Genomic DNA, 26,301 nt, shown 5'->3' with positions numbered 1-26,301 from the left:
TGGCGTCATTACTACCGGGGGGCTGGTCAGCACGGTGCGATGATCCGGACCGGCCCGCCTCCCGTTCCGGTAGCGTGCCGAAACCACTCCGAACACATCCGCTAACGTGACGGCGTCTCCAGCCCTTTACGGATAGTTTGAGATGCCCGCTACTGATGATCTTCCGCTGGTCGTACTGACCGCCCTGCTGTATATCGTCGCGCTCTGGCTCCCTGGCCTGGCCGCCGGATTCGCCGCGGGACTGCGCGGATGGCTACTTGCCGCGACCGCCCCGCTGATCTCCTACGCCATTGCCGGGCTGTTCGGCCCGCTGACCACAGCGATCGGTATTCCCTGGTCGGTATGGACCTACCTGGGCTCGACGGTCGTGGCCACGGCCATCCTGCGCGGGCTGTATCTCCTGTCCAGCAGGCGCCTTCCGGCTCCGCGGAGCACCGCGGGATGGAACCGCAACGAGACGCTGTTCGCGATCGGGGCGGTCGCCGTGGCCGCCGTGGCCGGTGCGGCGATCGTCGCGGGAGCGACCGGCAACCTCACCCACATCCCCCAGGACTGGGATGCCGTGTTCCACGCGAACAGCATCCGCTACCTCGCCGAGACCGGCGACGGCAGCCTCACCGGGATGAGCAAGATCAACTACTACGAGCAGGGCGGTGCGTTCTACCCGAACGCGTATCACCTGGTCGCTGCGGTGGTCTTCAAGCTGACCGGGATACCGGCGGGCGTGGTGCTCAACACCCAGACCGTGCTGCTGCCCGGCATGCTGGCGCTCGTCCTGGTGGCGCTGCTGCGCTGGTTCGGCGTCCGGGTGCTCACCGCGGGGTTCACCGCCCTGATCGCGGTCGGCTCGCTTTCCGCCCTCTACGACATGCTCTGGCGCGGACCACTGCTGCCATTCGAGACGGCCAGCATCCTCAGCCTCGCTTTCCTGCTGCTCACCACGTATTTCCTGGACAACCGCAGGTTCGAGGCCGGGTTGCTGTTCGCGATCGGTGCCGCGGGCCTGCTCGCGCTCCAGCCGTCGGGACTGTTCACCGCCATCCTCTACGCGATTCCGCTGCTGCTGACCAGATGGTGGGGTGATCTGCGCCGGTTCGGCCGCGAACTGCGTGCCCTGGTGCTCGCGGGTATCCTCGCCATCGCGGTCAGCATTCCGTTCCTGCTCGGTTCCGCCTCGAGCGCGTCCGACAGCACGATCATCATCTGGAAGAGCGACTTCACCGCGAGCAGGGCGATCGGTTCGCTGCTGAGTTTCCAGTTCCTGCAGGACTTCCCGCAGATATGGCTGGCCATCCCGCTGTGGATCGGGCTCGCGGTCCTGCGCAAGCTGCGCGGGGCGCGCTGGCTGCTGTTCTCCGCCGCGATCTTCGGGGCCCTCTTCGTCGCCGCGACCGCGTACAACAACCACCTGGCGATCACGCTGACCCGGCCGTGGTGGAACGACCAGTGGCGGCTCATCGCGCTCGCCACGATCCCGCTCACCGTCATCGCCGGACACGGTCTCGCACAGGTGTGCACCGGTCTCACCGCGCTCGGCACCCGGGTCCTGCCGCGGCTGCGTGGCACGCAGATCATCGCGACCGCCCTCGTGGCCGTGGTGTTCGCCCTGCTCACCAGCGGTTTCTACTACGGGCTGAACACTTCGATCATGGCCAAGCAGTACGGCGACGGTCCCGCGGTGGACAGTGGTGAGTACGAGGCCCTGGAAAAGCTCGGCGAGCTCGCCGAACCGGGCGAGTGGGTGATGAACGACCGCAACGACGGCTCCGCGTGGATGTACGCGGTCTCCGGGGTGCGCCCGATCGCGGGGCACTACGACAAGCACCACGTCGGGAAGGATCCGGCGCTGCTCATGGCGAAGTTCGACGAGTACGACACCGACCCGGCCGTGCGCGCGGCGGCCAAGCGGCTGCGGGTCAAGTACGTGATCGTCGGGGACGGGCACATCCGGGAGAACCTGCACCGGGCGCGCGGCCTCGACGAGCTGTCGAAGGTCAAGGAGCTGACGCTGGTCTTCCGCAACGCGGACGCGAAGATCTATCGCCTCGGCTAACCCCCTACGCTATTTCTTCATGACCGAGGAATCCCCCAAGAGCACGCGCGCGCTGCTGCTGAACTGGGGACGCAGGCTGCTGGTCGTCGCCGTGCTCCTCGGCGCGGTCTGGGCGATCTACCGCGACTGGGACCGGGTGTGGGCCACCATCCGGACGATCCCCTGGGAAGCGACGGTGGCCTCCGAACTGGCCGCGCTCGCCGCCGTGTTCGTCGCGGTGTTCGCCTGGCGGGTGCTGGTCAACGGGCTCGGCAAACCGCTTTCGGTACTGCGTGCCGCGCAGGTGAACCTGGTCGGGATCCTCGGCAAATACATCCCCGGTTCGGTGTGGGCCTACCTGCTGCAGATCGAGCTCGGGCGCAAGGCGGGTGTCTCCCGCTCCCGGGTGTTCGTGGCCACGATCATCGGAGTGGGCACCGGGATGCTGGCCGCGGTGCTCTACGCGGCGAGCACCTTCGGCCCGCTCTCGGCGAAGATCGGTTGGATCTGGTATCTGACCCCGCTGCTGCCCATCGGCCTGATCGCGGCCTGCCCCCCGGTGCTGACCAGGCTGGTGAACCTGCTGCTCAAGCTGATGCGCAGGCCGCCTCTGGACCAGTCGCTGCGCTGGTCGATGGTGGGCAAGAGCATCGGGCTGCAGCTGCTCGCCTTCGCCTGCTACGGCCTGCACCTGTGGATCCTGGCCCAGTCGGTCGGCGCCACCCCGGGCTTCATCGGCTTCCTGCTGTGCACGGCGGCGATCAGCATCGGTTTCAACGCGGGGATCCTCGCCTTCGTGGTGCCCTCGGGCATCGGCATCCGCGAGGCCGTGATCGTGGCGATCCTGATCGCTTCGATGCCCTACTCGCAGGCCTTCACGTTCGCGATCGTGTCCCGGGTGATGCTGGTGGTCGCCGACCTGCTCGGAGCGGGAATCGCGGCAATTACGGCAAAACGGTGGGCACCGATCGGTAACAACGAAAACCGGACGGCTACCCTTGACGCCCATGAATCCGGATAGTGCCAATGCGGGCACCGAAGGAACCGAGTACACCGACCGGTTGCGCACCTATGAGGCCCGCCGCTGGAAGAAACTGCTCGACGTCCAGGCGCCGTACCGCAGAAACGTGCGCCGACTCTTCGGCGGCCGCGAGGTTCTCGACGTAGGGTGCGGGATCGGGCGCAACCTCGGGCACCTGTACCCGCACGCGGTCGGCGTCGACCACAACCCGACCTCGATCGAGGAATGCCGCAAGCGCGGGCTCACCGCGTTCACCTCCGAGGAGTTCCACGAGTCGGAGTACGCCCAGCAGGGCCGCTTCGGTGGACTGCTGGCGGCGCACCTGATCGAACACATGTCCCGGGAGCAGGCGCTCGAGGTGCTCGGCGAGTACACCGGCTATCTCGCCCCCGGTGCGACCGTGGTGTTCATCTGCCCGCAGGAGAAGGGCTACGCGACGGACGCGACCCACGTGGCCTTCACCGATTTCGACGGGCTCGCCGATGTGGCCCGCCGGCTCGGGTTCACCCCGCGTAAGCAGATCTCGTTCCCGCTGCCCCGGGCGGCGGGCAAGGTGTTCCCTTACAACGAATTCGTGCTGGTCGCATCCGCCTGAAGCACTAATTATCGCAGCCACAACCGGACCGAGCTCGGGTACGGTGAACAGCGTGAACCGCACCGTATCGAGGGTGTTCACGGCCGTAGCGCTCGCCGTGCTCGCCGCAACGACCGCTGCACCTGTTTCGGCCAGCGAGCCCACGCAGCGTGACGGAATCACCACCGAACTGCACGAGGGAGCGGCCGCGCCCTCGATCGGGGACCTCGCGGGGTATCCGAAGGGGAAATACGTCTCCTATGCACCGTTCCGGTTCATCGATACGCGCGCCGACAACAAGCCGCTCGGCCCCCGCGGCACCTCCACCATGCAGTTCACCGGCGGGGTACCCAAGGGCGCCACGGCCGTGGTGTTCAACCTGACCGCCACCAACGTCACCGCGGACACCTTCATCTCGGTGTTCCCCGCGGGACAGCCACGATCCTCGGCATCGGCGATCAACCTCACCAAGGGCATGACGCGCAGCAACCAGGTGGTCGTCCCGCTCGGCACCGATGCGGGCAAGCCGGCGATCAGCTTCTACAACAACGCCGGAAGCGCGCACGTCATCGGGGATCTCTCCGGTTTCTACTCGAGCTCGCAGGAGGGCGCGACCGGATACGGCGCGACCGCCCCGAAACGGGTACTCGACACCCGCTCCGGCGATCCGGTCGGTCCCGGCAAGGAAACCGTGCTCGATCTGAGCAAGCAGGTCCCGGACGGGGTCAACGCGGTCACCCTCAACGTCACCGGGATCGCGCACACCGGAAACACCTACCTCACCGCCTACCCGGACGGAACACCGCGGCCGACCGGTTCCTCGGTGAACATCGACGCGGGGGACACCACACCGAACTTCGTCACGGTCGGGCTCTCCCAATCGAAGAAGCTGCGCGTCTACAACAACAACGGCAGCACCGACGTGATCGCGGACCTCTCCGGCTACTACGGCGGGGACGGCACCGCCTCCTATCAGCCGGTCGCACCTACCCGGATCGCGGACACCCGCAGCAGCGGCGGACCGCTCGGCCCGCACGGGGTGCGCACGGTCACCGCGACCGGGGCGCCCTCGGATTCGCCCGCCGCCACGGTGAACCTGACCGGGGTCACCCCGACCGTGGACACCCACCTGGACGCGTACGCGGCGAACGCGCAGCGCCCGGACACCTCGAACCTGAACCTGAAAAAGGGCCAGATCCTCTCGAACATGGCGAATATCCCGCTCGGTGACGGAAAGTTCGCGGCGTACAACGCAAACGGTTCGACCCATCTCGTCGCCGATCTCAGCGGGTATTTCGTACCCTGAATCATTCGGCCCTGACTGAATGGTCGTCGGCGCCGGCAACCGTCGTGAATCCACCTGCGTCGTCAAGGTATCCATCCCTCCCTTGACGAATCAGGAGGAAAGAAATGTCGGCCAAACTCAGATATCGCGCATTCGGCGTGCTCGCGGCAACCGCTGTCGTCCTCGCATTACCGGCTACGGTTTCCGCGGCCGAGGCACCGAACACGACACCGCTACAGGTACAGGACGCGAAATTCACCCCGGCCGGACCCGCCCGGGTGCTCGATACCCGGACGGGCGCGAAGCTCGGCCCGAGGGGACATCTGCGCCTCGACCTCGGCAAGGCGGTGCCCGCCGATGCCACCGCCGTCACGCTCAACCTCACCGGTACCGAAGGCACCGCGGACACCCATGTGGACGCGCAACCCGGTTCCGGGGTACCGAAGTACTCGCACCTGAACCTCGCCAAGGGTGAGACGCGGGCGCTGCAGGTCACGGTTCCGCTGGCCACCGACCGGTCGATCGATCTGTACAACGCGAACGGTTCGGTGCACGTGATCGCCGATCTGCAGGGCTACTACGGCGCGCAGCGCGAATCCGGTTACGCCCCACAGAATCCCGCCCGCGTGCTGGACACCAGGGACACCGTGCCCATCAACGGCGGGCAGACACGCACCATCGATTTCTCCGGCCTGGTACCCGATTCGGCGACCGCGGTGACCTTCAACCTCACCGGAACCGATGCCACCACGTCGACCTACCTCACGGCGTGGCGCACCGAGGATCCCCGGCCGCCGGCCTCCGCACTGAATCTCGTGCAGAACGGGACGACACCCAATCTCGTCACGGTGGAACTCGGGCCGAGCAAGAAAGTGGACCTGTACAACAATGCGGGCAGCGCCGATGCGATCGCGGATTTCGCCGGATACTACACATCCGATGGCGGCGCGCTCTTCAACACGGTTTCCGCGAAATACCCGGAAATGCCGGTGCGGATTTACGATTCCCGGGAATCCACTCAGGGACCGATTCGCGCCGACCAGACCCGCAGCATCGATCCGGGGCTGACCGAGAGCGGAATCGCCGGTTATCTGTTCAACATCACCGGGGTGAACCAGTCGGGCCCGACCTTCGTCACCGCATGGGACGGCGGACCGCGCCCGGCCACCTCGAACCTCAATCTCGCCGCGAACCAGACCGCGAGTAACGCGGTGAGCATGAAGGGCAGTGGTGTGGTCGACCTCTACAACGCGCTCGGCTCGGTCCACGCCATCGCCGACCTGCAGGGTTACTTCACCCAACCGGCGTAAGAGCCATTGCCGTCACGCGGGATGGGGGATTCCCTCACCCGTCGTGACGGCAATACCCTACGTCAAGGGGAATCCGGCAGAAGCCGTTGCGGGGGATTCACCGGGGCGGAAGACTACGCCCGGCAACAGCTATCAGGAGTGGGAGAAAGCATGCAGAAGCGACAGGTGCTGACGGCGCTGGCCGTCGCGGCCACGGTTACCGCCGGTAGTGCCGCCACCGCGTCCGCGGCGGGGGCCGGCGAGCAGGCGAAGGCATCCGGTGGCGCGCAGACCGGCGCGGCCTCGGCGAACGAATCGCTGATCCACGGCGCGCCGACGGTCCGCGCCGCGCACCCGAGGCCGGCGAGCCAGGACAAGGCCGCGGAACCGGAGAAGCCGCTCGCCGGGACGCACTACGTCTCGATGCAACCGACGCGCAGCCTCGACACGCGGACCACCAAGGAAGGCCCGCTCAAGGCAGGCGAATCGCGGATCCTGAAGTGGGAGAAAGGCAAGATCGATCCGCGGGCGACCGCGATCACCTTCAACCTCACGGTCACGAACCCGACCAAGGACACCCACGTCACCCTGTGGTCGGGCAACGGCGCGGTGCCGACCGTGTCCAGCATCAACGTGCGCGCGGGCGAGACCCGGTCGAACCAGGTCACCGTGCCGATCGGGCACCTGCAGGACGGCACCGCGACGATCGGCATCTACAACAACGCCGGTTCGGCCGATGCGGTCACCGATATCGCGGGCGTCTACGGCACCGGCCAGCCAAACCCCGGGGAGCACTACACCGGGTACACGCCGCTGACCCCCTCGCGCGTGCTGGACACCCGTGAGCGCAAGGCCACCATGGGCCCGAACTCGACCGCGAAGCTCGACCTCTCCGGTCTGGTGCCCGCGGACGCCGATTCGGTGACGCTCAACGTCACCGCGATCAACCAGTCCAAGGCCGCCGGGTTCCTCTCGGTTTACCCGTACGGACAGCAGCGCGGCGGGATCTCGAGCGTGAACTACATGCCCGGCGCGACCACGCCCAACCAGATCACCGTGCAGCTCGGCAAGGACAAGTCGCTCGAGGTGTACAACTCCGCGGGCAGCGTTGACGTGCTCGCCGACCTGGTCGGCACCTACACCCCGGGCGGAAAGGGCCTCTACTACCCGGCCGATCCGGTGCGCGTCGCCGACACCAGGGACGGCAGCGGCACCAGCGGGGTCAAGGGCGCGCTCAGGCCCGGCGAGACGATCAACGTGCCCTTCCCGGGTGAGGCCCGCAAGGTGATGGCCGCGAACACCAACCTGACCGGGGTCGCCGGTCCCGAGGCCACCCACCTGACCACCTGGGACGGCAACGGCAAGGCCCCGGAGACCTCCAACCTCAACCTGAACGCGAACCAGATCGCCAGCAACAGCGCGGCGGTCAAGGTCGCTCACGACGGCACGGTCGCCTACTTCAACAAGAACGGCAGCACCAACGTCGTCGTGGACGTCTCGGGATACTTCGCGAGCGAACAGGTCGACCAGGACCAGTAGCAAAACCCCACCGCATGCGCCCGGGCCGTTTTCCGGCCCGGGCGCACTCGCGAACGCGACCGCTGTACCCTGTCCGGCGTGACTGAGTTTGACCTGGTAGTAGTCGGTTCCGGTTTCTTCGGCCTCACCATCGCCGAGCGCGCGGCGACCCAGTTGGGCAAGCGCGTGCTCGTGCTCGAGCGCCGTTCGCACATCGGCGGCAACGCCTACTCCGAACAGGAGCCGGAGACCGGGATCGAGGTGCACCGCTACGGCGCGCACCTGTTCCACACCTCGAACAAGCGGGTCTGGGACTACGTCAACCAGTTCACCGAGTTCACCAACTACCAGCACCGGGTGTTCGCCAAGGCGGGCGACCAGGTCTACTCCTTTCCGATGAACCTGGCACTGATCAATCAGGTCTTCGGGAAGTCGTACTCGCCGGACGAGGCCCGTGAGCTGATCGCCAAGGAAGCCAGCGAGTTCGACACCGGCTCCGCGCAGAACCTCGAAGAAAAGGCGATCTCGCTGATCGGGCGCCGGCTCTACGAGATGTTCATCAAGGGTTACAACGCCAAGCAGTGGCAGACCGACCCGAAGAACCTGGACGCCAGCATCATCACCCGGCTCCCCGTGCGCTACACCTTCGACAACCGGTACTTCAACGACACCTACGAGGGTCTTCCGGTCGACGGGTACACCGCCTGGCTGAACAAGATGGCCGAACACCCGAACATCGAGGTACGGCTGAACACCGACTACTTCGAGGTTCGGGGGCAGCTGCCGGAAGGCATCCCGACCGTCTACACCGGTCCGCTCGACCACTACTTCGACTACTCCGCGGGCCGGCTCGGCTGGCGCACCCTGGACTTCGAGCAGGAGGTCGTCCCGACCGGCGATTACCAGGGCACCTCGGTGATGAACTACAACGACGCCGAAGTCCCGTTCACCCGCATCCACGAGTTCCGGCACTTCCACCCGGAGCGGGACTACTACCCGAAGGACAAGACGGTCATCGTCCGCGAATACTCCCGGTTCGCCGACGAGAACGACGAGCCGTACTACCCGATCAACACCCCGGAGAACCGCAGCAAGCTCGAGGCGTACCGGGAACTGGCCAAGGGCGAGGCGCGGAAGAACAACGTCATCTTCGGCGGGCGGCTCGGCACCTACAAGTACCTCGACATGCACATGGCGATCGGTTCGGCGCTCTCGGTCTTCGACAACAAGATCACGCCGTACTTCACCCAGGGCACCGCGCTGGACGGTTCGCTCGACGACTGAGCATTTCGGCTACAGCTTTCGACAGGAACGGGCGGGCGCGGGTTCTCCGCAGCCGCCCGTTTCTACGTCAGCCGGTCGAACACGACCTCGGCAACCTTGCGGGTCGCCGGACACGGATCCCCGCTCGCCTTGGGGCACAGCACCGAGACCAGTCCACATCCTTCGGGCGTCACGCTGCACGAGGGCAATCGGCTCATTCCCCGCGGGAGCCGTTCCTGCTGCGTGCGCCGCGCTCCCCCACGACCGGCGAACCGGACGCAACCGAAAGCGGTACACGACGTCCTATTCAGTGCAGCTCAAGCCGGGTAACAAATGGGTCAGCGATCCCGTATCGGGCCCGGCAGCTATGGTAGGGCGTCCCCGGTCCGGTGTGCCCGGCCGATGGTTCACCACTGAAGACTTCCTGGAGGCCAGGACACAGATGCCGAGCAGCGCGCAAACGCCGAACAAGGCAGGCGCCGGGTCGACCAAACCCAGTGCCCGGTCGAGTAAGCCAACCACGCAGCCCAGGCACGCGGATGCACAGGGAACGGTCGCGGCACGCGGACTGTTCTCCGGTCCCGCCCAGGTCCCCGCCGAGCTCTACGCGCGGGTCGACGAGGGCACCGTGCACCGCGAGCGTGAACAGCTGACCGTTCTCCCCGAAACCGTCGCGAGCACGAACGCCTACTTCGGCCGGTTCCCCGCTTCGTACTGGCAGCGCTGGACCACGGTCAAGGTGGTCACCGCGCGCCTGGACGTGCGCGGCAAGGGCACGGTCCGGCTGCAGGCCTCGGACCACGAGGGTTACCTGCGCACCGTGGCCGTGCGGGAGGTCGATGGCGCGGACACGATCACCCTCGAGGGCAAGCTGGACAAGTTCGTGGACGGCGGCTCGCTGTGGATCGAGCTGCGCACCGCCGAGTCCGAGCTGGTGGTGGAACAGCTGCGCTGGCTGGTCCCCGCCCCACAGCGGCTGCGCAAGACCTCGCTGATCATGCCGACGTGCAACCGCGTCGAGGACTGCATGACCACGCTGACCAACCTGGCCGCGGACCCGGTCGCGCTGGAGAGCCTGGACACCGTCTACGTCGCCGACCAGGGGTCCACCCCGGTCGAGGAGCAACCGCGCTTCGCCGAGGTCACCGCCGCGCTCGGGGATCACCTGCGCTACTTCCGCCAGCCCAATCTCGGTGGGGCGGCCGGCTACACCCGCGGCCTCTACGAGGTGGCCGAGTCCGGCGAGGAGCACGCGAACGTCCTGTTCATGGACGACGACATCCTGCTCGACCCGGAGATCGTGATCCGGCTGACCGAGTTCGCCAACCACGCGAGCAAGCCGATCATCGTCGGCGGGCAGATGCTCAACCTGCTGCACCCGAACCAGCTGCTCGCCTCGGCCGAGTACGCGGATGTGCCGCGGATGATCCACGGCCTTCCCGCGGCGGGCACCAAGGTGAACCAGGACCTGCTGGCCACCGACGAGAAGACCGGCCTGCCGAAACTGCAGGAGCGCCGGGTCGACGCCGGGTACAACGGCTGGTGGTCCTGCCTGATCCCGTCCGAGGTGATCGCCGAGATCGGTTACCCGCTCCCGGTGTTCTTCCAGGGTGACGACGTCGAGCTCGCCTACCGCGCGCACGAGCACGGTTTCCCCACCGTCACCCTGCCCGGCGCCGGCGTCTGGCACGCCGACTTCCACTGGAAGGACTGGGACGAGTGGCACCGCTACTTCAACATGCGCAACTGGCTCATCGTCGCCGCGCTGCACAGTGAGTTCAAGGGCTCCACTATCGCCACCGAGCTGGGCACGAAACTCGTGCAGTACCTGCTCGGCATGCAGTACGGCCTGGCCGCCTCGCTACTCAAGGCGGTCGAGGATTTCATGGTCGGCCCGGACATCCTCGAGGACGGCGGGGCCGCTGCCATGGCCGAGATCCGCAAGATCCGCGCGGACTACCCGGAGACCGTGAAACGTGATCCGGCGACCGACGAGCTGGTGCCGAGCGACATCCCGCTGATCCCGTCCGCCCCGGAACCGAAGCTGTGGGGACCGGTCACCGTCAAGCGCATCGCCTACCAGCTGCTCGGCAAGGTAGTGCACCCGATCGGCGAGGTTCCGGCGAAGTCGAACGCCTGGTGGCACGTTGCCCTGTTCGACACCGCGATCGTCACCGACATGTCCCAGGAGGGCGTGCGGGTGCGCAAGCGCGATCGCCAGCTCGCGCTCGCCCAGGCGAAGCAGGGCGCGAAGCTGCTCCGCGAGCTCGCCAAGCGCGCCCCGGAGCTGAGCGCGCGCTACCGTGCGGCGATGCCAAGGCTGACCAGCAGGGAAAACTGGCGCCGTCTCTATAACCTCTGAGACCACGGAAGGTCACCATGGCTGCCGATACATCCACGACCCCCGAACAGACCCGCGCGATCACCGGCCAGCTGCTCGTGCAGCGCGGGCTGTTCCGCGGCCCCGCCGAGACCGTTCCGGACGAACTCTACCTGCGTGTCGAGCAGGGCGCGGCGAACCGCACCCGGAACAAGATCGGCATCGACACGCACTCGCACCTGACCGGGAACACCTACTTCGGCCGGTTCCCCGCCTCCTACTGGCAGCGCTGGACCTCGGCGACCGAGGTCTCGGTGAACGTCACCATGACCGGGGGCGGCCGGGTCGAGCTGTGGCGCTCCGATGCCAACGGTGAGCGCAGCATGGTCGCCGCGACCGCCGCGCGCAGTGAAATCACGCTCAGCTCCCCGCTGCAGACCTTCGTGGACGGCGGGGCGCTGTGGCTGGAGTTCCGCACCACCAACGAACCGCTCACCGTCACCGACCTGTACTGGACGGTGGCCGCCCCGGAGCGCCAGCGGCTCGCCTCGGTGGTCATCTGCACCTACAACCGGGTGGACGACTGCCTGACCACGCTCACCGCGCTGGGCAGCGACCCGGTCGCGTTGCAGCGGCTGGAGAACGTCTACGTGGCCGACCAGGGTGACGACAAGATCGACACCCGCGAGCGGTTCGCCGAGATCACCGAGCCCCTCGGGGACAAGCTGCGCTACATCCAGCAGCCGAACCTCGGTGGCGCGGGCGGGTTCACCAGGGGCATGTACGAGACCCTCGGCGAAGAGGGCCGCACCGGCAGCGACGTGCTGATCATGGATGACGACGTCCTGTTGGACCCGGAGATCATCATCCGGCTCACCGCGTTCGCGAACTGCACCACCTCGCCGACCCTGGTCGGCGGGCAGATGCTGCGCCTGCTGCACCCGTCCTACCTGTTCGCGAGCGCCGAATGGGCCGATATGGACGAGTTCGTGCCCGGCAAGGTCAAGGAGGGCGGGCTGGACGACGCGAATCTGCTCGCCCGCGGCCAGGACCTCGGCGACCGGCGCATCGACGCGGACTACAACGCCTGGTGGTCCTGCCTGATCCCGTCCGAGGTGATCGCCGAGATCGGTTACGCGATGCCGTTCTTCTTCCAGTGGGATGACATCGAGTACGGCTACCGCGCCAAGAAGGCCGGGTTCCCGACCGTCACTCTGCCGGGCGCCGGGGTGTGGCACGCCGACTTCGACTGGAACGACCTGGACGACTGGAAGCGGTACTTCTCCATCCGCAACGCCATGGTCTGCTCCGCCCTGCACGGCCGCCTCGACCCGATGCGCACCTGCCGGGTGCTGCTCGCCCAGATCGTGCGCAACCTGATGACCATGCAGTACGGACTCACCGCGACCATCATCAAGGCCGCCGAGGACTTCCTGGCCGGCCCGGATGTGCTCTACGACGGCGGCGCCTCCGCTGCCGCCGAGATCCGTGCACTGCGCTCGGAGTACCCGGACACCGTCAAGCACCCGGTCACCGACATCCCCCGGGTCATCGACCAGCACCGGCCGCGCGGCTACGAGGGCCGCCAGCTCGGCCAGCCGCCCAAGACCAAGCGCGGTATCACCGAGCGGCTGCTGCTCATCCGGCGCCTGACCGACATGATCACCGGCCGCAAGGGCATCGTCGGCACCATCGCCGCCGATGAGAGCTTCTGGTGGCACATCTCCCAGTTCGAGACCGCCGTGGTCACCGACGCCTCGCAGACCGGGGTGCGCATCCGCACCCGGGACCGCGCCCAGTTCGCCGCGCTGCTGCGGTCCGGGATCCGCACCGTGCGCAGGCTGCACCGGGAGATCCCGCGCGCCAAACAGGAGTGGCGGGACGCCTTCCCCCAGCTCACCAGCAGGGAGAACTGGCAGCGCCTCTACAACCGTTAGGGCTGTAGTTCACCGCTGAGGCCGTAATTCACCGCCGAGCTCACCCGGCCGGGTGAGCTCGGCGACTCTGGTACTCACGTCCCGAACCGGCTCGCTATTCTGTGCGTCGGAGCCTTGACGCGGACCACACACGTCCACGTCGGCGGCGATCATCGGGAGGGGCCATATGGCGGGGAACGAGCCGGTCACGAGTGGCCCGGAAATCCAGGGGCCATCTGGCGGCGGGGAGGACAACCCGTACACCCAGACGCATCTGCACTACTCGCAGAACGCGCCGGCCATGGTGCAGGTCTACGGCATGGTGATGGACACCGTGGACAAGGCCTACCACCAGCAGATCAGCGGCTGGGCCGAAACCCAGGCCGATTCACCGGGCGGCGGCGGGGCTGGCCAGCTCACGTGCAGCCTCGGCGAGCTGAAGAAGTACCGCCAGCAGGTGGACATGATGGTGGATGCGGCACAGCAAGACATCGAACCTGCTAAGCGGATCGCTCAAGCACAGCCCACCGCGCAGGACGCGGACGGCAGCGTGATGTATGCGGACAAGCTCGGCCAGTGGGGCCAGGACCTCCTCGACGAGGTCAATAAGACACACGACGAGCTGCGACAGTACCGTGATCACCTCGATGCGGTGATCAAGTCCTATGCCAACCAGGAGGATTCCGCACAGGTGTCGTTCAAGGATTTTCAGGGGCGGCTGTGAACACCCGTAAGCCACTCGGGCTGGTGCCGGTTCTCGTCCTCACGGCCACGCTCGCCGCCTGCGGGGGCGCACCCACCGAGGGCAAGCCCAACCCGGAAGCGAACACGAGCGAGCACCCCTCCAGCGGTGCCCCGGCCTCAGACACGCCCCAGAAGCTGCTCGCACCACCGGTACCCAAACCGCTCAATGCGAGACCATTCCTCAGCAAGGACCAGATCTGCAAGATCCTCAACGCCAACCAGGCCAAGCAGCTCGGCATCGAACAGCCCCACATCGCCAAGGAACCAGTCGCGAACGGCCTCATGGTCAGCTGCGATTACGACGACAGTGGCAATTCAGACATAACCCTCGGCATCAACTTCGGCATGGCTAATCCGAACGGGCTCAGCGATATCTACCGGCAGAAGGAAAAAGAGAAGACCTGGGAACCCCTAGCCGTCGAGGGATACCCCGCTGTCATCGTCGACCGCAGGGACGACAATGGACACAGTGGTACGTGCATCGCCTATCTCGGCGTTACCGACCACCTCAATGTGATGCTCAACTTCGGCAGCGGGTATGACATGGACAAGAACGCAGCTTGTGAGAAGGACAAGCAGGCCGCGGGCATGGTCATTTCCAATCTGAAACTGCAGAGATAACGGGGGCGGCAATCGTGAGCATGGACGGGAAACAGATCTACACCCAGCTTTCCCCGACGGATGTGAGCAAGCTGGATCCGGCGCATCAGGGCGGCCAGAAACTCACCGATATCTGGCCGGATCGTTCGGTGGAGATCGCCAGGCAGACGCAGAATCTGCAGGGGTGGTCCGGGGCGGCCGCCGATTCCGCGAAGTCGCTCGCGGCCCGGTTCGCGGTGCGCTATCAGCAGTCCGGCGGCAAGATGGCGGCTGCCCAGACGATGTTGAGCAATCAGATGGAGGCGGCGGGACGGGTGAAGAGTTCCGTCGTCGACATTCCGCCCGCACCGACCCCGGCGGAGATCACCGGTGCGACCGCGGGACTGAACCCGTTCGCCGCCATCGATGTGGTGCGCAAGCAGGCGGCGCACGAGGAGGCGAACCGGAAGAACGTCGAGGCGTACACGAACTACGTCAACGCTTCCCGGGCGAACGTGAACATGCCGCCGATCGCGGAACAGCAGCCGGGCGGCTCCGGCGGCAGCGGGGACAGTGGCGGCGGAGGCGCGCGCACCCCGGCGGGCGGCGGTGGCAGTGGCTACCGGTACTCCGGCCCGAGCGGCGGCGGCGGCGGTGGCGGCAGCCACAAGAGCGGCAGTGGTGGCTCCGGTGGCGGCGGAGGACACAACGACGCTCCACCGAATCCCGGCGGTGGCGGCGGTTCCACACCGGGACCGGGGCACGGTGGTGGTTCCGGGCCCGGTCCGGGGAACACCGATCCCGGGCACTATCCGAGCGGACCGGGTAGGCAGCCAGGACGGCTGGACCCGAGCTCGATCGGGGGCGGCGATGTGCCGTATTCGCCGAGCAATTACGGCGGTGGCTTCCCCGGCGGGGGCGGCGGTTACACGGGAGCCGGTGGCTACAGCGGAGGCGGGGGTGTGCCACTCGGTGGGCTCAGCGGCTTCGGCGGTGGGCTCGGCGGCGAGGACTCGGCCGGCTCCGGGCGTGGCTTCGGCGGTTCCGCGCGCGGCTTCGGCGGCGCGGGCTCCGGCTCGGGAGGTTCGAGCGGTTCAGGCGGTGGCCCCGGTGCGGGGCCGAAGTCCGGCGCGAGTGCCGGTGCGGCTGCGGAACAGGCCGCTGCGCGCGCCGCGTCCACCGGCACCGGCGGGCGCGGCACCGGCAGCGGGATGCCGATGGGCGGTGGCGCAGGCGGGAAGAAGGAGGACGAGGAGCACCAGACGCCCTCGTACCTGATCACCGAGGAACACGGGGACCAGATCGTCGGCGAACTCCCGCCGACCGTGCCCCCGGTCCTCGGCGAGTGACACCCCGGCACGGATAGCCAACGGCATAGCATCTACAGGGGGACGACCATGGCGCTGCCGGGTGACCTCTCCATGTCGGAGAAGGCCCTCGAGCGCGTACTGCGCAGATCCGGGCTCGGCGAGCTGCCGTTCGGGCTCGCGCCGAGCGCACTCTGGCTCACCGACGCCGAACAGGCCGAGGAAAACCGGGTGCTCGACCCGGAGACCGCCGCGCTGCCCATCTACGAGCGAGCGGGCGTGCTCGACCGCGAGTTCGAGGACAGCCTCCGCTGCTTGGCGCATCCGGAAACCAGCTATGTAGCGATGATCCACGTGCACGAGGAAGTCCGTTACGTCCTCGCCTGTGCACGTGCCAAGGAGGCGATCGTTGCGGTCCGCGAGGACGGGACCATCACGCTGCGCCAGACCCACTTCTCCCGGCTTCCGGAGGCCCTGGTCGCCGCGCTGCCCGCGCATCCGCCCGCCCGCTTCAAACCGTTCTCCGTGCCGTTCCACGACGAGCGGGCCGGACCATCGGGCTACCTGCGCAGCGCGCACTCGACAACGGGCTGGTCACACCAGCTCTGGGACGAGCTCATGGCACGCGAGCAGGTCGGCGGCGGGCAGATCGTGCTCGAACTGCGCGATGCCCTCGGACGTGCCCGACGCACCGAGGAGCCGCTCGTCTATGTGGACACCGACCTCGGCCGCTGGTCGCGCAGCACCGAGTACCGGGGCGCCAGCCGCCACGTGTTCTGTGCGCCGCTGCCCCGGGAGGACTTCACCCGCCGGCTGCACGCGATGCACGAACAACTCACGAGCTAACGCCGTGAGGGCGAGCCGTAGATCTGCCCGAGCGGTGGCGCGATATCCACGTGCGCGGCGACGACATGAGAGAAATTGACCACGATGCGCGCACCGTTCGCGGCCGTGATGGCCTCGATCTCTCCGGCGAGCAATTTCGCGGCCAATTTATCCGGCAGTTCGCCGGATAATTCCTCACCCAGCTCGATCAGCATGGGCTCGGCTACACCGGCGAGGTGCAGTACGAGTGCGTGTCGATTTTCCGCCATGCACCCAGATCATCACCCGAACCGCCTGACCGGCAATAGTTTTCGCGCAGAGCTGAATTGTTTCCTATTTACGGAAACCGCGTTTATTTTCTGAAACTGTGCTTATTTCCTGAAGAAGTGCTCGCGCTGCCCCTTGCGCACGAGCTTGAGCCATTCCGCGAATCCGCGAACGTCTTTCTTGACGGCGATGAAATAGAGCCCGAAACGCAGCACCTCGAGCATCCCGATCTTCCGCATTCCCGGCTGGGAAAGCAGATATCCACGGTTGCGGTAGGTGTAGTAACGCTTGCCCGCGTCCTCGGGATCCTGCGCGTGGAACCGGCCACCGAGCATCGGCCGGAATTCCGCGGAACCGTTCGGATGCGCGTAGGCGACCCGCAGCGAGGTACCGAACGGCAGCCCGGAACGCACCAGCCTGCGGTGCACCTCGACCTCATCGCCGCGGAAGAACAGCCGGTAGTCCGGCACGCCGATCACGTCGAGGGTGGATGCGGCGAACAGTGCCCCGTTGAACAGCGAGGCGATCCCCGGCAGGTAGTCGACGGGTGCACCACCGGACTCGTCCGGCGCGGTCAGTTCCTCGACGGTGCGCTTCCAGGTCAGTCCGCGGCGCATCGGGAAGGCCAGGTTTCCCGGCTCGTCGATGTCCACCACGACCGGGGAAACCTCGGCGAGGCCGCGGTCGGTGGCCTCCTCGAGCAGGGTGGCGAGCACGTGTTCATCGGCGGGGCGGCCATCGTCATCGGCCAGCCACACCCAGTCCGCGCCGAGCGCGAGCGCGTGCAGCATGCCGAGCGCGAAACCGCCCGCACCGCCGAGGTTTCGCCGGGAAAGCAGATAGGTCGAGGGCACCGGGCAGGACTCCACGACACTGTGTGCGGGCTCGTCCGGTCCGTTGTCCACGACGATGAGGTGATCGGGCACCCTGGTCTGCGTCGCGAGCATCTTCAGGGACTCGGCGAGCAGCTGGGTCCGATGGCGCGTGACGACGACGGCGACAACCGCTCCGGGTGGCAGCTTCGCTTCGGTCATCGCGGGCACCTCCATTTACCTGGCCCCATCGGGCGCGACACTACCGGAGCCGGTCGCCAGTTCCTCGGAAGCGAGGCTGTTGTCGGCCCGGTGGACCTCGGCCGGGTTCACGCCGATGCGCTCGAGGCCTTCCGCGCTCATGTTCTGGTAGGGGTCGTAGCCCTTGTACTGCCAGATTACGTCGCGCAGGGAGCCGTGTGCCCTGATGTGTCCCTCATCCATCCAGATCGCCGAGGTGCACAGTTCGAAGAGCAGCTCGTCCGAGTGCGAGGCGAACACGAGCATTCCGGAGCGGCGGACCAGATCGGCGAGCCGGTTGCGCGCCTTCTTCAGGAACGCGTCGTCGACCGCGCCGATCCCCTCGTCCAGCAGCAGGATCTCCGGATCGATCGAGGTCACCACGCCGAGCGCGAGCCGCACTCGCATACCGGTGGAGTAAGTACGCAGCGGCATCTGCAGGTAGTCGCCGAGCTCGGTGAACTCCGCGATGTCGTCCACCCGCTTCTCCATCTCCCTGCGGGATTTCCCCAGGTAGAGACCGCGGATCAGGATGTTCTCGTAACCGGAGATCTCCTGGTCCATGCCGACGCCCATGTCGAAGATGGGCGCGATCTTGCCGCTGATCCGGCAGCTGCCCGTGGTGGGCTCGTAGATCCCGGAGAGCAGGCGCAGCAGGGTGGACTTGCCCGCGCCGTTGTGCCCGACGAGGGCGACCCGCTCGCCTTCGTTGAGACTGAGGGTGATGTCGTGCAGCGCCTCGATCACCGGGACCTTCGCCTCGGTACCGATCTTGCCGCCGACCTTGCCGAGCACCTTTTTCTTCAGCGAGCGCGATTTCGCGTCGAAGATCGGGAAGGCGACCGAAGCGTTGTTGACGTCGATGGAGACCATTACCTCACCTCACACCCAGTAGGAGATTCGGGCGCGGTAGTTACGCATCATGAACACGGTGACAAACCAGCCTACGATGGCCATTCCGCCGCAGACCACGTAGCTCCACGGACTGACCACCTGACCGATGAACGGGGCTCGCACGACCTGGATCAAGTGGTAGATCGGGTTGAGCTTGATGATCGGCAGCACGATGTGCGCCAGGTTGTGCCGCGGTCCCGCGGGCGAGGTCAGCTGGTCGATCGGCCAGACGATCGGGGTCAGGTAGAACATCAGCTGCACGATCGCGTTGATCAGCTGCGGGAAGTCCCGGAATCGGGTGGAGATGATCCCGAAGAACATCGTTATCCAGGCCATGTTGAGGATGACCAGGATGAAACCCGGGAGACCGAGGAGCCACTGCCAGCTCAGTCCGGGGTGACAGGTCAGGCCCGGCCGGCAGATGCCGTCCTGATCACTGGTCGCGTACGGCTGGCTCAGGTTGACGAAGAAGATCCCCACCACGACCACGTACACGATCGCGTTGTGCGCGAACATCAGGAACTGCCGCCACACCGTACGCAGCGTGTAGATAGAGATCGGCGCGGGTAGGTGCTTGATCAGCCCCTCGTTCGCGATGAACGTCTCCATGCCCTCGGTCAGGCAGTTCTGGATGAACGTCCAGGTGATCAGCCCGGTGAGCACGTAGGGCAGGAACGTCTGGAAGTTCTGCCCGAACAGCACGCCGTAGAGCAGACCGAGGCCGAGCGCGATGACCGCCTGGCTGATGGTGATCCAGAACGGCCCGAGCACCGAGCGGCGATATCGCTGCTTGATGTCCTGCCAGCCGAGATGGCTCCACAGCTCGCGTGCGGCGAACCCGTCACGCAGGTCCGCGAACGCGCGGGTGAGACTACGCGGGGACGATTCGGCGAACGCGGCGGCCCGCTTCTCCTCGACGGTGGCTTGCACGATCGCCGAGGGTACCGGCGTGCATTTCCGGGGTGCGTGTCTGGGGCGGTATGCATTTTCTCGCTCACTCGCACGCAACCTTGGCCAGGCGTGTGATCGGTGTGAGGACCTGCCCCGGGTCAGCGTGTGTGGTGGTGGCGGGCATCCGTTGTCTGAGTAGCATGTCGGCGTGGCGACCACCCCACTATTGCGTGAACTTCTCGATGCCTACGCCGACCGGCCGAATCCGTCGACGGTCGCCGTCGTCGGTAACCAGCCGCTCGGCGCCGATCCGGCGCGCGCGGCCGCGGTGGACGCCTGTGAGCTGGTCATCCGGGTCAACGGGTTCAAGCTCGACGAGCCCGGCGAACCGAGCACCGGAACGCGGGTGCACGCCGTGGTGTTCAACCGGGCCCTGCGCGCGACCCCGTGGGTGTTCGCCGATTACCCGAGGCGGTGTTACCTGCTCGTGGAACCGGGCAGGCTGCACTGGGAACCGGAGACCCTGCCCGGCTGGTGGCCCGCCGACCTCGGCCAGGTGCACGTCTCCAATTACGAGGTGACCCTCCCGCTCTCCGATGCGCTCGGGCTCCCCTCGCGTACCGAGTCGACCTGGGCCACGACCGGCACCATGGCGGCCTGGATCGCCCGCACCACCTACCCTGAAGCCAAGCTGCTGCTCACCGGGTTCTCGTTCATCGACGATCCGGCGCAGACCAGCTGGGCGCACGCGTCCGGGGATTCCTGCATCGTCGGGCCCGAGCATCAGATCGCCGCTGAGGGCAGGCTGCTCGAGTCGTGGACGCGTACCTCGACAACCGAACTACTGCGGTAACACGCCAATGGAGGCGCCCATGAACGATCAGACCCTGCTGCGCAGAGCGCGCCGGATGCTCACCTCGCGCATCGAGCACGTCATCGACTGGCGCATCGACAACCGCATTCCGCCGCAGCGCCTCGCCGAATACGACCGGCTGCTCGCCGAGGCCGCGGAACGCCTCGCCGAGGACCGCAAACAGCTCGACGAACAGGCCGGGCTCCTCGACGAACTGCGTGGGCGGCTGGACGAGGCACACGGGCGGATCGATGAGCTCTGGGCCAAGGCCGACTGGAGCGCCAACGAGCTCGAGCGGATCATCCCGCACATCGCCGCCCAGGAGTCACAGCTGGACGCGCTGCACCAGAAGCTGACGGCCACCGCCAAACCCAAGGACGGCGAGATCGAGCAGGCCCGCTCGCTCATCGAGGAAGTGCGTCGCGAGCACGCCCAGATCCGCACCAGGCTGACCGGTCTGTCCCGCTACGAGGAGCGCCTTTCCCGCCTGGAGGGCTCCGACTGAGTCAGCGCAGGTAAGGGATCACCTTCGCGAGATCCGCCATCCCGCGCTCGATCACGGTGACATAAGTGATTCCGTATTCTTCCCGGTATTCGAGCAGTTTCTCGGCGATCTCCCGCGCGGTCCCCACGAGCAGGATCGGGGTCTCGGCGAGCAGCTCCGCGCTGACCACATTGCCGAACTGCACGGCGAGCTCGGCATAAGCGCTCGCGCTGTCCTCGGTGAGCATCACCTGCTGCACGAGCAGATTCCGTTCGATATCCCGTCCGTTCAGCGCCGCCTCCACGTGGCGCACCCGTTCGGCGAATCCCGCGGCATCGCGCGGCCGCAGCCCACCGTCCAGGTAGGCACCCGAGAAGGCCACGATATCCGCACGCTCGGCGGCCAGGCGCAGTACGCGGTTCCCGTCCCCGCCGATGAGCACCGGTGGACCGGGCCGCTGTACCGGATCCGGCTCGGCCTCATCGGCGTAGTAGCGCGCCAGCTCATCCAGGGTGCGCTCCAGGTGGTCGATGCGCAGCCCGGCCCGCTCGAACGGAATTCCGGCCTTGTCGAACTCCGCCTGCGCATACCCCGCGCCGAGCCCCAGTTCGAACCGTCCATCGGTGTACTGATCCGTTCCCACCACGTCCCGGGCGAGCAGGGTCGGGTTGTAGAACGCCGTGTTCAACGTCAACGTTGTCAGTCGCACCCGCTCGGTCGATTCCGCGGCGAGCACCACCGCCGGGAACGGGGCAGGCATTCCCAGATGGTCGGGCACCGCGAGCACATCGAAACCGAGGTCCTCGACCGCGCGGCAACGTCGTACCCATTCCGCGCGCGGGCCCGGCTTCAGCATGTTCACCCCGAACCGGAAATCACGAACCGCCATGGCGCTCAACTTACCGGGGAGCCACCGGTCAGCGCGGCCACCGCGAGCACCGACATCAGCGCCGCCGAGACGATGGCGATCACCAGCCGGCCACGCGCACCGGTGAGCACCCGGCCGAGCAACCGGCCCCCGCAGGCGAGCAGCAGCTGCCAGCTCGTGGAGGCCAGGAAAGCCCCGAGCACGAACGGCGCGCCACCGCCCTCGGCCCCGCGGCCGAGTACGAGCGCGAGGAAATACACCAGGGTCGCCGGGTTGATCGCGGTCAGCACGAGCAGGCCGAGGAACGCGCGCGCGGGGCTCGAGGCGGAAACCGTCAACGGGCCGCGGTACCGGCGTACCGCGCGCAGTACCGTGAGCGCGGCGAGCAGCGCCAGCGCCCCGGCGCTCAGATAGCCGAGCGGGACCGCGATCGGGCGAAGCGGCGCGGCCAGACCCACGCCGCCGAGCACCGCCAGCAAGGCATACGCCCCGTCCACCACGGCCACCCCGAGTGCAGCCGAGGCCGCCACCGCGAACCGCTCCCGCGCGGCCAGGCCGACCAGGTACGCCCCGACCGCGCCGACCGGGATCGCGATGCCGTAACCCGCGAGGATCCCGGTGAGCAGGGCGCCCATCAGCAGCCGCCCGGACGCCACCTCACCCGGCCCGCGCGCTGCTGTCGAACCGCGCGGGTACTCGCGGCGGCTCGGAACAGTGCGGTACTCGGAACGGACATACCGCGCACGGTGCCGCAGCCGACCGGGCGCGGGCAACCGAATTACGGGATCAACGCGACCAGTCGAGCGCTTCGAAACCGGCCCGCAGCCGGGCACCGCGCACGGGATCGTGGTTCGCGACCCAGGCGATGCGTCCGCTCAGGTGCGCCGCGAAATCGGCATGACCGGACCGATTCTGCGTGCTCGGGCCATACCGGGCGCAGTTGTGCAGAATGGCGCGCAATCTGTCCAGCTCCACGCGCGGAACCCGCACGTGTTCGTTCACGACGAGCCCGCCGAGCGACTGCCGCGCCGAACTGCCCTGCACGGCGGTCTTACGCGCGTTGAGCCGGAAACCCTCCTCGCCCACGATGCGCTCCACCATCCGCAGTAGCGCCGCCGCACCGGCACGCCGCCCGCCCGCGCAGGAGAAAGCGAGATCATCGGCATAGCGGGTGTAGTTCCATCCCCACGCTTCGGCGAGCCCCGCGCAGCGCGCATCCAGCCGGTGCGCCACCAGGTTGGCCAGCATCGGCGAAGTGGGTGCGCCTTGGGGCAAATGCGCCTGGGCGAGCCTGCGGCCGAGCCGCCAATGCGCGTCGAGCAGGCCGGGATCCGCCGGGCGCGGAACCTTCCGCCACACGGATGCGGGCAGCACGGTCGTGGTCAGCCCGGCAAGCGCGTGCGCGACCGGTTCCGGGTACCCCGCGGTGCGGAACAAGCCGTAGACCCGGCCCACGGTCACCGAGGCGAAGAACCCTTCGAGGTCGCAGCGCAGCACGAGCGCCTTTCCGGCGTGCGGCCCGGCGAACGTGGCCACCGAACGCCCCGCGCGGAAACCGTGCGCGGCCGCATGCGGTGGGATCGCGCCGAGCAGGTCCGCGAGCAGTCGCCGCTGCAGCGCCTTGAGCTGGTATTTGGGCGCCTCCAGCACGCGGATCGCACCGCTGGGCGCGCGCCGCGTCGTCACCCGGTAATGCCGCAACCGCGGATCAGCCGCCGTACGCGCCAGCCGTTTCGGATCGGAGAACCAGGCGAGTTCGGCCGTGGTGAGCCCGAGCAGCCCGGCGAGGTCTTCGAGCGAGTGGAGCACGGGAAGATGCCACGGATTGCGCAGCATCCTCGTCGGCGAAACGGGCCACCGGCAGGGTACGGCGTGCTCGGCATCCCTGCCCTGCGCCGCCTCCTGCATGGCGATCACCGCGGCCAGCTCTCGCGGACGATCGTGGGGCGCGCACGCATAGAGCCCGAGGACTTCTCGGACAAGGGCGGGCAACCAGACAGCATCCCGCCCGAGCACCCGCGCGCCGCTGCCCCAGAGGCCGGATTCGGTCCACTCGCCGGAGAGGAAAGCACCCGCGAACGCCGAAGCCAGCTCGGACCGCATCACACACCTCCCGACCGGAGTGCGGCAGCGCGACTCGACCAACCACGTCGTGCGCGCGAATGTCTGCGGCGTTCCGCGGTGGCTCGCGCGCGGTGCGCTGCCGGACCCTGCCGGTGATCCCAGGGGGAACCCCTGAGTGGTCGAGCGAGGTCACGCCCCTGCCGACCGTTCTCGAGATCGCGCTACCGCACGCCGGACAGACTAAGAGTTCGTTGCACAATGACGCCACCTGCTGCGCGGCGCCGACTCACGACGGAGGTCATCACGCAACGAACCCTGAGACCCTCGTGAGTGGTTGTGTCGGTCAGCACCGACACAACCACTCACGAGGGTTATTTACCCAGTTCAGGCCCGGTCAGTCGAGGCGGTGGCGCAGCGCGGAGAGCTCGTCGCGCAGTGAGCTCGGCACCTTGTCACCGATCTTGTCGAACCATTCCTCGATCAGCGGCAGCTCGGATTTCCACTCCCCGGCGTCGACCGAGAGCGCGGCCTGGATGTCCTCGAGCGGCTCGGAAAGGCCCTCGGTGTCCAGGTCCTCGGCGTTGGGCACGAGGCCGACCGGGGTCTCGCGCGCGTTCGTGGTGCCTTCGAGGCGGCCGACGATCCACTTGAGCACGCGGGAGTTCTCGCCGAATCCGGGCCACAGGAACCGGCCGTCGTCGCCGCGGCGGAACCAGTTCACGTAGAAGATCTTCGGCAGTTTGCCCGCATCGGCGTTCTTGCCGGTGTCGATCCAGTGCTGCACGTAGTCGCCGACGTGGTAGCCGATGAACGGCAGCATGGCCATCGGGTCGCGGCGGACCTCGCCGACCTTGCCCGCGGCGGCCGCGGTCTTCTCGCTGGACATCGTGGTACCGAGGAACACGCCGTGCGACCAGTCACGGGCCTCGTTGACCAGCGGGATGGTGGTCTTGCGGCGGCCACCGAACAGGATCGCCGAGATCGGCACGCCCTGGGGGTCGTCCCATTCCGGGGCGAGGCTGGGCACCTGCGCGATCGGGGTGCAGAATCGGGAGTTCGGGTGCGCGGCGGGCTCGGAGGACTCCGGGGTCCAGTCGCGGCCCTTCCAGTCGGTGAGGTGTGCGGGCGTTTCCTTGGTCATGCCCTCCCACCACACGTCGCCGTCATCGGTGTGCGCGACGTTGGTGAACACGGTGTTGCCCCTGGCGATGGTGTCCATGGCGACCGGGTTGGTCTTCTCCCCGGTGCCCGGGGCGACGCCGAACAGACCGAACTCCGGGTTGACCGCGTAGAGCCGCCCGTCCTCGCCGAAGCGCATCCAGGCGATGTCGTCCCCGATGGTCTCGGCGCGCCAGCCGGGAATGGTGGGCTGGAGCATCGCGAGGTTGGTCTTGCCGCACGCACTCGGGAACGCTGCCGCGATGTAGTACGACTTGTTCTCCGGGGAGGTCAGCTTGAGGATCAGCATATGCTCGGCGAGCCAGCCCTCATCGCGGGCGAGCACCGAGCCGATGCGCAACGAGTAGCACTTCTTGCCGAGCAGCGAGTTGCCGCCGTAGCCGGAACCGTAGCTCCAGATGGTGCGGCTCTCCGGGAAGTGGGTGATGTATTTGACCGGGTTGCACGGCCAGGACACGTCCTGCTGTCCCGGCTCGAGCGGGGCACCGACCGAGTGCAGGGCGGGCACGAACTCGCGCTCGGTTCCGTCCCCGGTGACGAACTTGTCCAGCGCCTTCTTGCCCATCCTGGTCATCACCCGCATCGAGGCGACGACGTAGGCGAAATCGGTGATCTCCGCGCCGAGTTTGGGATCGTCCGCGCCGAGCGGGCCCATGCAGAACGGGACGACGTACATGGTGCGCCCGCGCATACAGCCGCGGTAGAGCTCGGTCATCGTCGCGGTCATCTCGGCGGGGTCGGTCCAGTTGTTCGTCGGACCGGCGTCCTCCTCGCGCTGCGAGCAGATGAAGGTGCGCTCCTCGACCCGGGCCACGTCCTCCGGGTCCGAAGCGGCCAGGTAGGAGTTCGGCCGCTTCTCGAGGGGGATGAAGGTGCCCGCCTCGACGAGTTCGGCGTTGATCCGCTCGGCCTCCTCGTCGGACCCGTCGCACCACACGACCCGGTCGGGGGTCGTCAGCGCCGCGATCTCGCGCACCCAGGCAAGCAGTCCACTGTGAGTCGTTGGAGCGTCCTCCAATCCTGGCACGGTAGTCGGGTTCGCTTGCGTAGCGCTCGACGTAGGCGTCATCTCTTCT

Annotated in this window: 23 protein-coding genes; 15 read left to right on the top strand and 8 right to left on the bottom strand. The window is 67.4% G+C overall.

Features of this window, described 5'->3' with window-relative positions:
- Positions 1–142: 142 nt before the first annotated feature.
- From A37U_RS0134875 to A37U_RS0134805, 13 genes are all read left to right on the top strand, one after another.
- Entirely contained in the window at positions 143–2,053 is a 1,911-nt protein-coding gene (locus A37U_RS0134875) for a DUF6541 family protein (protein ID WP_020501298.1), read from the top strand.
- A gap of 19 nt (positions 2,054–2,072) precedes the next feature.
- Positions 2,073–3,053: a lysylphosphatidylglycerol synthase transmembrane domain-containing protein gene (locus A37U_RS46855; RefSeq protein ID WP_020501297.1), complete on the top strand. Its 981-nt coding sequence runs from the start codon at positions 2,073–2,075 to the stop codon at positions 3,051–3,053.
- Positions 3,040–3,648 (top strand): class I SAM-dependent methyltransferase, encoded by a 609-nt coding sequence (locus tag A37U_RS0134865; protein ID WP_020501296.1) that lies wholly within the window; start codon positions 3,040–3,042, stop codon positions 3,646–3,648. The genes A37U_RS46855 and A37U_RS0134865 overlap by 14 nt, the downstream gene beginning before the upstream one ends.
- A 52-nt stretch (positions 3,649–3,700) precedes the next feature.
- Entirely contained in the window at positions 3,701–4,933 is a 1,233-nt protein-coding gene (locus A37U_RS46850) for a hypothetical protein (RefSeq protein WP_157183200.1), read from the top strand.
- Between the two features lie 104 nt (positions 4,934–5,037).
- Entirely contained in the window at positions 5,038–6,222 is a 1,185-nt protein-coding gene (locus A37U_RS0134850) for a hypothetical protein (protein WP_020501294.1), read from the top strand.
- Positions 6,223–6,372: 150 nt separating this feature from the next.
- The gene (locus A37U_RS0134845; protein ID WP_020501293.1) at positions 6,373–7,740 is read left to right on the top strand and encodes a hypothetical protein; all 1,368 of its coding nucleotides are present in this window, start codon (positions 6,373–6,375) and stop codon (positions 7,738–7,740) included.
- 78 nt (positions 7,741–7,818) lie between these two features.
- Positions 7,819–9,003: a UDP-galactopyranose mutase gene (gene glf / locus A37U_RS0134840; protein ID WP_020501292.1), complete on the top strand. Its 1,185-nt coding sequence runs from the start codon at positions 7,819–7,821 to the stop codon at positions 9,001–9,003.
- Between the two features lie 421 nt (positions 9,004–9,424).
- Positions 9,425–11,344 (top strand): glycosyltransferase, encoded by a 1,920-nt coding sequence (locus tag A37U_RS0134830; RefSeq protein WP_020501291.1) that lies wholly within the window; start codon positions 9,425–9,427, stop codon positions 11,342–11,344.
- A gap of 17 nt (positions 11,345–11,361) precedes the next feature.
- Positions 11,362–13,239: a glycosyltransferase gene (locus tag A37U_RS0134825; protein WP_020501290.1), complete on the top strand. Its 1,878-nt coding sequence runs from the start codon at positions 11,362–11,364 to the stop codon at positions 13,237–13,239.
- Between the two features lie 166 nt (positions 13,240–13,405).
- Complete coding sequence (locus tag A37U_RS0134820) at positions 13,406–13,942, top strand: hypothetical protein (RefSeq protein ID WP_020501289.1); 537 nt, start codon at positions 13,406–13,408, stop codon at positions 13,940–13,942.
- A complete protein-coding gene (locus tag A37U_RS48835; protein ID WP_020501288.1) occupies positions 13,939–14,583 on the top strand; it encodes a DUF3558 domain-containing protein in 645 nt (214 codons plus the stop codon). The genes A37U_RS0134820 and A37U_RS48835 overlap by 4 nt, the downstream gene beginning before the upstream one ends.
- A 20-nt stretch (positions 14,584–14,603) precedes the next feature.
- On the top strand, positions 14,604–15,890 hold the full coding sequence (locus A37U_RS54555) for a hypothetical protein (protein WP_020501287.1): 1,287 nt from the start codon (positions 14,604–14,606) through the stop codon (positions 15,888–15,890).
- 72 nt (positions 15,891–15,962) lie between these two features.
- Complete coding sequence (locus tag A37U_RS0134805; RefSeq protein WP_169526983.1) at positions 15,963–16,694, top strand: ESX secretion-associated protein EspG; 732 nt, start codon at positions 15,963–15,965, stop codon at positions 16,692–16,694.
- Here A37U_RS0134805 and A37U_RS0134800 read toward each other — a convergent pair.
- The 4 genes from A37U_RS0134800 to wzm form a co-directional block, all read right to left on the bottom strand.
- Positions 16,691–16,942: a hypothetical protein gene (locus tag A37U_RS0134800; protein ID WP_020501285.1), complete on the bottom strand. Its 252-nt coding sequence runs from the start codon at positions 16,940–16,942 to the stop codon at positions 16,691–16,693. The two genes, A37U_RS0134805 and A37U_RS0134800, sit on opposite strands and share 4 nt — an antisense overlap.
- Positions 16,943–17,044: 102 nt before the next feature.
- A complete protein-coding gene (gene glfT1, locus A37U_RS0134795; protein ID WP_026197937.1) occupies positions 17,045–17,974 on the bottom strand; it encodes a galactofuranosyltransferase GlfT1 in 930 nt (309 codons plus the stop codon).
- A 15-nt stretch (positions 17,975–17,989) separates the two neighbouring features.
- Positions 17,990–18,865 carry a galactan export ABC transporter ATP-binding subunit Wzt/RfbE gene (gene wzt / locus A37U_RS0134790; RefSeq protein WP_020501283.1) on the bottom strand — a complete coding sequence of 292 codons (876 nt, stop codon included), beginning with the start codon at positions 18,863–18,865 and terminating at the stop codon, positions 17,990–17,992.
- Between the two features lie 9 nt (positions 18,866–18,874).
- Positions 18,875–19,816: a galactan export ABC transporter permease subunit Wzm/RfbD gene (gene wzm, locus A37U_RS0134785; RefSeq protein WP_020501282.1), complete on the bottom strand. Its 942-nt coding sequence runs from the start codon at positions 19,814–19,816 to the stop codon at positions 18,875–18,877.
- Between the two features lie 187 nt (positions 19,817–20,003).
- Between wzm and A37U_RS0134780 the strand changes: the two genes are divergently transcribed.
- Positions 20,004–20,630, top strand: a complete 627-nt coding sequence (locus A37U_RS0134780) for a hypothetical protein (protein ID WP_026197936.1) — start codon at positions 20,004–20,006, stop codon at positions 20,628–20,630.
- 19 nt (positions 20,631–20,649) lie between these two features.
- A complete protein-coding gene (locus tag A37U_RS46835) occupies positions 20,650–21,135 on the top strand; it encodes a hypothetical protein (protein ID WP_020501280.1) in 486 nt (161 codons plus the stop codon).
- A gap of 1 nt (position 21,136) precedes the next feature.
- On the opposite strand, the gene A37U_RS0134770 is transcribed toward A37U_RS46835, so the two are convergent.
- The 4 genes from A37U_RS0134770 to A37U_RS0134755 all read right to left on the bottom strand — a co-directional run bounded on the left by A37U_RS0134770 (position 21,137) and on the right by A37U_RS0134755 (position 26,294).
- A complete protein-coding gene (locus tag A37U_RS0134770; protein ID WP_020501279.1) occupies positions 21,137–22,003 on the bottom strand; it encodes a TIGR03621 family F420-dependent LLM class oxidoreductase in 867 nt (288 codons plus the stop codon).
- A 5-nt stretch (positions 22,004–22,008) separates the two neighbouring features.
- Entirely contained in the window at positions 22,009–22,617 is a 609-nt protein-coding gene (locus tag A37U_RS0134765; protein ID WP_040589589.1) for a LysE family transporter, read from the bottom strand.
- Positions 22,618–22,768: 151 nt separating this feature from the next.
- Positions 22,769–24,085 (bottom strand): reverse transcriptase family protein, encoded by a 1,317-nt coding sequence (locus tag A37U_RS0134760; RefSeq protein ID WP_020501277.1) that lies wholly within the window; start codon positions 24,083–24,085, stop codon positions 22,769–22,771.
- Positions 24,086–24,440: 355 nt separating this feature from the next.
- Positions 24,441–26,294, bottom strand: a complete 1,854-nt coding sequence (locus A37U_RS0134755) for a phosphoenolpyruvate carboxykinase (GTP) (RefSeq protein WP_051111808.1) — start codon at positions 26,292–26,294, stop codon at positions 24,441–24,443.
- Positions 26,295–26,301: the final 7 nt, after the last annotated feature.

This window comes from Sciscionella marina DSM 45152, assembly GCF_000379465.1.
Classification (GTDB): Bacteria; Actinomycetota; Actinomycetes; order Mycobacteriales; family Pseudonocardiaceae; genus Sciscionella; species Sciscionella marina.
The sequence above is the reverse complement of the archived record's forward strand: the minus strand, read 5'-3'. Positions and strand labels throughout refer to the sequence as shown.